The organism is Rhizobacter sp. Root1238, from assembly GCF_001425825.1.
GTDB lineage: Bacteria > Pseudomonadota > Gammaproteobacteria > Burkholderiales > Burkholderiaceae_C > Rhizobacter.
In genome coordinates this window covers 1-5,912 of the sequence record NZ_LMDM01000040.1, presented here as the reverse complement: position 1 = coordinate 5,912, position 5,912 = coordinate 1, and the positions used below count along the sequence as shown (strand labels likewise).

Here is a 5,912-nt window from a genome sequence, read left to right as displayed (position 1 = left end):
CAATCGTTCAAAACCCGCGGAAACTCGCGCTCGCCGCGGTGCACCGGTGTTCGCAGAGAAGCTGTCGGCTCCAGAAATTGAATTGATCAGCACATCCCTAAAGCACTGCAACAAGTCATCAACATGGCAGTGGAGAGGGCCTGGCGCCGACTCTGGAACGTCTGGACGAGCTTCTGGCAGTGCTCAACTGAGAGCTGAAAGAGCCCCTTCCGATGGGAGATGCAGTCGCGCACCCGGTGCAGCGCTGAGCGTCACGATGCCGTCGAGGGTGTTGAAGTCAGCGGGTTTCATGAGTTCGAGGTTGCACGTACGAATGGCGCCGTCTGGCGGATGCTGCAATATACTGTATGAATGAACAGTATTCAGCCGCCTCGCGAAGGGGCCGTCCGCGTTGGCCGGGACTCGCCTGGACCTGCGGTCGTGCCGCGCGCGAGCGTCGCCATCGGCTTCGGCTCGCCGTCTCAGGACTCGGGCGTTGGGCGGCTGGACCTGAATGACGTGTTGATCAGGAACCCGCTTGCCACCTTCCTGATGCGCGTCAGCGGCAGTGCGATGCGAGAGGCCGGCATTGATGACGGTGACATCGTGCTGGTCGACCGCTCGGTGCGGCCAGTCAGTGGCCACATCGTGATCGCCGTCGTGGACGACGAGTTCATGTGTCGGCGGCTGGTGACCCACGGATCGTCTCTGCGCCTGGTGGCGACCGACCCGAGCTGCGCCGATGTCGTGCCGCGAGCCGCTCAGGAGCTGCAGGTCTGGGGAGTCGTGACCAACGCCATCAAGGCGATGCCTGTGTGAGCCTGCGCCATGTTTGCGCTGGTCGACGTGAACAACATGTACGTGACCTTCGCTACCCTCCGCTTCGAGTGAAGGCTGCGCGTTGGATTGACATACAGCCGCGTCCGATCGCGCGCGCCGATTCGGGTTGAGGCAGGCTCCTTCCGAACGGCTGCTCTCATGCACGGGGAAGGAGACCTTTCGACCCGTTGCCGTCCTTCGATCCTTCGAAGTCGACGACCGAAACCCGACGTTCGACGGAAGCGTCTAGGATGACGCGATATGGCCAAACACACCCTTTACGCCTACGCACTACCGACAGCAGCACCCCTCGATGTTGACGGCTTGATAGTGGCCGTGCAGAGCTTCATTGCCAGCCGCAAGTGGACTTGTCCGGAGGTTTGGCTCGTTAACCAAGACACTGGCGACACCGCTGATGTTGGGCTGAACATGGTGCTCCCGAACCCAGGCTCTGAGCTTCCGGGGTGGTTCGAAGATGTAGCGGCGGTCGCCATGTTCTGCGCCCGTTCACGGCCTCTGTTCAGCTGTAACTTTGTCATCGGTGCTGGTGACGGCAAGCAAGCTGACGACATCACCGAGATCGACTCCGACAATCCGAGAATCGACTTCATAAGGCGCTTTCTCGGCTGACTCAAAGCCGTCCTTTGCGGCCGTCGGCTTGTGGCCGATCGTCTGCCTCGCCTGGTTGCCTCTAGACGACCTGTTGCGGACCCAGCCTGTGTCGAGCCGCCTGCCTTCAGGCGACACTCAGCGTTTGATATGAGGGGCCCGAGGCGGCTTGTCCGTGTCCTTTCGGTGGAGGGGTTCGGCCACATTTTGTAAAGATCGCAGATAGCTGCTGATTTCGGTTTGGCCTCTTTCTTGCGCAAAGGCAATTGCGTCCATCTCCTTCATGTACTCGCCGGTGTAGAAAACCCTGTAGTCGATTCCGCTTTCGACAAGAAGCTTTACTAGTTCAATGTGGCCGCCGTATATGGCACTAAAGAGTGGGTTTCTCTCAGGTTCTGACGTGTCAAGAGAGGCTCCCGCCTCCAGCAGCTTTCGCACAACTTGTCGGTGACCTTTGCCCGCGGCTTCATTTATTGCAGAGCCGCCGAATGTTCCACCTTTTTCATCTGGATTTGCCCCGTTTGAGAGCAAGTACTCGACGACTTGCAAAGAGCCTGAGCCAGCCGCAACGTGAAGCCAAGTGCCAAATGGTGTTCGCATTCGAAGTGCCGATGGCTGCTCGTGCAGCAAGCGCTCGACTTCTCTGCATGCATCAGTTTGACACGCTGAAAACAGCGCCCGATTGAATGTCTGATCGTGCTTCATTCGCCCCCCCGTTTGGCATAGGAGGCGCGAAGCCACTTCTCGAGGCGGATTCCGTCCAGCTTCTTTCGATACATGCCGGGCTCCAACTTAACTTCGTGATACCCGTGCTCGTTGTAGAAGCATCGCGCCGCAGCATTCTCGCGTCGCGCTTCGACGCGAATGCGTTGGGCGCCTGCGATGCCTGCGGCAACTTCCAGCCAGCGCAGCAGTGCACTGCCGATGCCTTTGCGCTGATTGGCTCTAGCCACCGCGAACAATACAAGGTGAGCTTCGTCGTCCAGATACCTCATGATTCCGAAGCCACGAATCCGCCCCTTCTCTCGCAAGACTGCGACATTCGTGTTGGGATCTTGAATGGACTTCTCGACAGCCTCTGCACGCCAGTTCCAGCCCATGCCGTGTTCAATCAGATCACGTGACATCACGGCGATCTGATCAGCATCGCCGACCTTGGCTACACAGATCATCGAATCAATGTCCATTCGGGCCAGCACGCATGGTGAACGTAAGGGGAGCCTACCCGAAAGCTGCCTGTCACGACCGACTGCTCGTGGCCGATTGTTGCCGGTCACAGCAGCGTCTGTCTGGTCGACAGTCGGCGACCCAAGGCGGAAGTTGGCACAGCGGGCAACCCTTCGGAAAGCGCCCGTTCACGTTTGACACGAGAAGCCCGACCCGCCTCGCCGAGGTAGGTCCTCTCGACAGAAGGGTCGGGTGGCATTTTGGTTGCCTCAAGCCAGCTCGAGCAAGACATCGGGGCAGCGCTCTTCATTGGAACTGCCATCGGTGAACTGCACTGCGCGAAACCCATGTCTTTCATAGAAGCGGCGCGCACCTGCATTGGCCTGGAACGTGTAGAGCCTGACCGGCCGACGGAGGGAGGCCAGCCCGTACTCGAGGAGGCTTGCGCCGATGCCTCGGCCTACGAAGCCAGGCGAAACATACAGCTGGTCAATCCAGCCAATATTGTCCGACTCAGAGACTGCGAGTACGCCCACCACCTTCTCCGAAACGGATGCGACCGTGGTCCCTCGAGAAGGAATCAAGGTCTGGCGTACCCATTGCAGAACCTCAGCCGGACTGTGTGCCATGGGCGCATAGGAAACAAAGGCCCGGCGAGACGAGGTGATGACTTCGGCCACGGCAGAAGCGTCGTCTAGTTTGGCTCCTCGCAGGGTTGCTCGCATGCTGTCCAACGTTTGACATGAGCTGCATGACCCGGCCCGCTGGGGAGTGTCAGCTCGATGGAAGGGTTGGCAGACTACCTCAAAGCAGCCCCTCGCCAAGGACTGCAAGTGGCCGACAGTGTATGTTCGCCGCCTCGCTCGCGACCAGTCTGTCGCGGGCCGTTCCGTCTCGCTGGGCGACCGCTTGCAGGGCGACGGTCGAAGGGGCACAGTCGGCCATGAGCGGGCTTCGGCGACCGGCTGCTACTGGGCAGGCCATCCTTGCGACCGTCGACGATCCGTTTGGGCGCGCAGTGAGTCCATCGGACTGCGCACACCGCCGCCACCTACTTTCAGGACGTGCGTGTAAATCATGGTCGTTGCGACATCCGCATGGCCCAGCAACTCCTGAACGGTGCGGATGTCGTACCCCGCTTGCAGCAAGTGGGTGGCAAACGCATGCCGAAGCGTGTGGGGCGTTGCTGGCTTGCTGATACCAGCGGAGGTCACCGCCCGCTTGAAGGCGCGCTGGAACGTTTGGTCGTAGAGATGGTGCCGCCGGACCACGTCACTTCGAGGATCCGTCGAGTGCTCAGCCTGCGGGAACACCCAGAACCACACCCACGAGGCGCCCGCCCTCGGATACTTTCGCTCCAGCGCATCCGGCATGAACACACCGCCTCGCCCAGCCGCCTGGTCTCGCGTCCAGAGCGAACGAGCCGCGTTGAGCTGCAGGCGCAAACCGGGGCCCAGGCTCTGCGGCAGCATCACCACCCGGTCCTTGCCACCTTTGCCTTCGCGAACGATCACCGCCCCATGGTCGAAGTCCAGATCCTTCACCCGAAGCTGAAGCGCTTCGGTGATCCGCGTGCCAGTGCCATAGAGCAACTGAGCCAGCAGGCGATGGGTGCCTTCCAAGTGGTCCAGCACGGCCAGCACCTCCGCCTGGCTCAAGACCACCGGCAGCCGTCGCTTGACCAGCGGGCGCCCGATGTCGTCCATCCATGGCATCGCCACGCCGAGCACGTTGCCATACAGGAACAGCAGTGCCGACAAGGCCTGCCGATGGGTGGAAACCGCAACTGCGCGTTCGTTCGCAAGCCAGCTCAGGTACGCCTGGACCTCTTCGCCTCCCATCTCTGCAGGGTGCCGAATGCCATGGAAGCGGATAAAAGCTCGACACCAGTGCACATATGCCTCCTCTGTGCGGCGGCTGTAGTGGAGGTAGCGGATTCTTTCTCGGACCTGGTCGAGGAGCTTGATCGACTGGAGCGGCGGCAGCTGGGGTGGCAGAGGATGGCCTCGGGCCGGCCCGCCCTTCCCAGCACGAGCGATTGACGGGGTGACCATGCTTGCCTCCAATCAGCACGCAGCCATCCACCGGGCCGTGCACAAGTAGCTAGCCCGTCGGAACTGGCAAAATGGGGCTGCCGCTTTTGCCAGATTTTATAGTACTGTACAGACATACACCAATGCAACAAAAATCCAGACACGACGCGGTCTACACGCAGGTTGAGGTGGTCGTATTAGGGAGACCATGGGCTGTGATAAGCGGACATAGCCGTCCCCCTACAACACGTTAGACCTCACATGCATCAGCCCACTCATTCAGGCCCAGAAGGCCTAGCAGAGTTCGCCGATGAGTGCGCGTCGGCCTTGTTCGCTAGCGTCCAGCACGAGTTCTCATTCCCAATTGGGTGTTCACTTCAAAACTGGCCTGTCTCCGAGATCAAAGCAGCAAACGAAGACTTCTTGAAGTCACTCCGAGGCCGCGCAAACGTCTATGCGCTCTTCGTTAGGAGGTCGAGCGAAACCGCGTGGCTCCCTGTCTACGTTGGGGAACGAAAGAGCATTGGCTTGCGCGACCGACTCACTCAGCATCTCATTACCAAGCATGATCAAACCGGTTCCATGCTCGAAGCCGTCAAAACGGCCGTAGCAGCAGGTGAGAAGATTGGCATTTCGTTCATCAAAGTTCACCCTGAATCACTGAGATTGTTCGTTGAGGAAACGATCATCGCCACCCGCAAAGACAGGCTGCCTTGGAATACTCACGGATGAGGCCTAACCCTTCCATCGAGAGGACGTCACAAGGGCTACGCCCTTGCGCTGCCTCTCATGTCAAACGTTAGGCCTCTTTATGCGCCACCTACTCAGTTTCTGTTTACTTGCAATGTGCGGCCATTCGTTTGGCGCGGAGGACTTCCGTCTCGGCAGCTGCACAGTCGGTCTACCTGAAAACTACATCGTTACCAGTAAGAACTTCACTGGAACTGCTGAAACCGGCCTGTACGCAGAGTTGTTCCTCCGAGCCACTTCTGGCGATCAGCTCATTCATTTGTATGAGCAAGATCTTCGTGGCCTTCCGAGCATCGAGAAAGCCGCTCGCAAGAGCTTTGGCGGCGGTCAGCTCATGACCTCGGATGAAGATTGGCTTCCAAGCAAAGAGGCCACGTCGCAGAAGTACAAGCTAGCGTCAGGGCTGGAGGTTCTCTGTGCTCTTGAACCAAGCAAGGTTTCGTCGCTCTTTTCTCTTAGGGAACCACTGATTTATTCGGGCAGATCTCGATGGCCGAATGAGCTGCGGACGGCGAGGATGGCGGCATGAAACAGACGAGCTTTGCGAGCCTGGAG

General features: G+C 59.4%; 8 protein-coding genes. 4 read left to right on the top strand and 4 right to left on the bottom strand.

Going from position 1 to position 5,912, the window contains the following annotated elements:
• Positions 1-420 precede the first annotated feature (420 nt).
• Both ASC98_RS23010 and ASC98_RS23005 read left to right on the top strand, forming a co-directional pair.
• On the top strand, positions 421-798 hold the full coding sequence (locus ASC98_RS23010) for a LexA family transcriptional regulator (protein ID WP_056820499.1): 378 nt from the start codon (positions 421-423) through the stop codon (positions 796-798).
• Positions 799-1,059: 261 nt separating this feature from the next.
• Positions 1,060-1,428, top strand: a complete 369-nt coding sequence (locus ASC98_RS23005; protein ID WP_056820497.1) for a hypothetical protein — start codon at positions 1,060-1,062, stop codon at positions 1,426-1,428.
• Positions 1,429-1,545: 117 nt separating this feature from the next.
• Here ASC98_RS23005 and ASC98_RS29785 read toward each other — a convergent pair whose 3' ends face one another.
• From ASC98_RS29785 to ASC98_RS22995, 4 genes are all read right to left on the bottom strand, one after another.
• Entirely contained in the window at positions 1,546-2,112 is a 567-nt protein-coding gene (locus ASC98_RS29785) for an ankyrin repeat domain-containing protein (RefSeq protein ID WP_082542159.1), read from the bottom strand.
• Positions 2,109-2,594: a GNAT family N-acetyltransferase gene (locus ASC98_RS23000; protein ID WP_056820494.1), complete on the bottom strand. Its 486-nt coding sequence runs from the start codon at positions 2,592-2,594 to the stop codon at positions 2,109-2,111. The genes ASC98_RS29785 and ASC98_RS23000 overlap by 4 nt, the downstream gene beginning before the upstream one ends.
• A gap of 249 nt (positions 2,595-2,843) precedes the next feature.
• Positions 2,844-3,254, bottom strand: coding sequence for an N-acetyltransferase (locus ASC98_RS29780; protein WP_162249327.1), 411 nt, complete (start codon positions 3,252-3,254; stop codon positions 2,844-2,846).
• A 288-nt stretch (positions 3,255-3,542) separates the two neighbouring features.
• Positions 3,543-4,628 carry an integron integrase gene (locus tag ASC98_RS22995; protein WP_082542157.1) on the bottom strand — a complete coding sequence of 362 codons (1,086 nt, stop codon included), beginning with the start codon at positions 4,626-4,628 and terminating at the stop codon, positions 3,543-3,545.
• A 507-nt stretch (positions 4,629-5,135) separates the two neighbouring features.
• Between ASC98_RS22995 and ASC98_RS30775 the strand changes: the two genes are divergently transcribed.
• Complete coding sequence (locus ASC98_RS30775; protein WP_157598142.1) at positions 5,136-5,339, top strand: hypothetical protein; 204 nt, start codon at positions 5,136-5,138, stop codon at positions 5,337-5,339.
• A gap of 112 nt (positions 5,340-5,451) precedes the next feature.
• On the top strand, positions 5,452-5,886 hold the full coding sequence (locus tag ASC98_RS31875; RefSeq protein ID WP_235581361.1) for a hypothetical protein: 435 nt from the start codon (positions 5,452-5,454) through the stop codon (positions 5,884-5,886).
• Positions 5,887-5,912: the final 26 nt, after the last annotated feature.

What these genes read in the sequence shown, in the direction of transcription:
- ASC98_RS23005 (WP_056820497.1), top strand. Translation starts at nt 1,060, where the DNA reads ATGGCCAAACACACCCTTTACGCCTACGCACTACCGACAGCAGCACCC.
- ASC98_RS29785 (WP_082542159.1), bottom strand. Translation starts at nt 2,112, where the DNA reads ATGAAGCACGATCAGACATTCAATCGGGCGCTGTTTTCAGCGTGTCAA.
- ASC98_RS23000 (WP_056820494.1), bottom strand. Translation starts at nt 2,594, where the DNA reads ATGGACATTGATTCGATGATCTGTGTAGCCAAGGTCGGCGATGCTGAT.
- ASC98_RS22995 (WP_082542157.1), bottom strand. Translation starts at nt 4,628, where the DNA reads ATGGTCACCCCGTCAATCGCTCGTGCTGGGAAGGGCGGGCCGGCCCGA.
- ASC98_RS31875 (WP_235581361.1), top strand. Translation starts at nt 5,452, where the DNA reads ATGTGCGGCCATTCGTTTGGCGCGGAGGACTTCCGTCTCGGCAGCTGC.